The 1,043-nt window shown below is 60.4% G+C and carries 1 protein-coding gene; it reads left to right on the top strand.

All coding sequences use genetic code 11. From position 1 onward, the window contains the following. Nucleotides 1-1,043: ATP-binding protein (locus ACXJ5O_RS28055; RefSeq protein WP_457302773.1), on the top strand; the 1,043-nt coding region annotated here is incomplete at both ends.

Here is a 1,043-nt window from a genome sequence, read left to right as displayed (position 1 = left end):
GCTTTGAGCCGCTCAACGCGGTATCTCGCGAAACTCTACCGCGCCACCAGACCCTTCTTGCGACCATGGATTGGAGCTACCAACTCCTGTCCCGGGATGAGGCTCGGCTCCTGCGGTTGCTTTCGGTTTTTTCGGCAAGCTTCTTTCTATCCGATGTGATCGGCGTCGCCGGCCGCATGGGCGGAAGCATCGAGGAGATAGCAGCGTGTACTGAAAGCCTCGCCGCGAAATCGCTCCTGTCGGTCGCGTACGATGCCGGCGCACCACGCTATCGCCTGCTCGACAGTACTCGCAGCTTTGCGGCCGAGCGGCTAAACAGGAGTGGTGAAGCCGTCGACGCTCAATCCTACCTTGCGCGCCATCTTCTACGACTGTTCGAGCAAGCCGAGATGGAGTGGCAATGGCAGCCGAGGAATCAATGGACCGCCACTTACGAACCGCGAGTTAACGACTTACTCAAGGCGATCGATTGGACTTTAGGCGATGGCGCCGATCCCGAGGTCGGCGTGCGTCTTACCAGCGCTGCCATCCCGCTTTGGGACGAGTTGTCGACCGTCGCTGAAAGTCGCCGGCGCGTAGAACGGGCACTGCAATCAGTCGAAGCCCTGTCGCGATGCGAACCCGCTGTCAAAATGAAACTGATCGCGTCCTACGCCTCGGGCCTCAATTTCTCCGACCATTTCGGTCCCGAAGCCGACGCGGCGTGGATAGAGGCTAACCAATTGGCGCGCGAGATCCGCAACGTCGATTACCAGTTACGTACCTTGTGGGGACTTGGCATACTGCAAAGCTTCACCGGACGGCACAGGCAGGCAATTACGACGCTCAGGCAGTTCGCTCAGCTCGCCGATCAGGAAAATGAACGGGTGGCCTTAGCGGAGGGAGAGCGGGTGAGGCTGATGGCCGCCTTTTACTGCGGCGACGTCCGGTTTGCCTACGCTGACCTGAAGAGGCTCGTGCGCGAGCATGCGATCACCGCGAAGCAATCGGGCGTCGCCCGATTCCAGATGGACCGGTTCGTGTCGATCCGGGTGGCGTTGGCG

It is taken from the genome of Phyllobacterium sp. P5_D12 (assembly GCF_054049495.1).
Note: the sequence above shows the minus strand (reverse complement) of the source record. Positions and strands in the feature narration are given on the sequence as shown.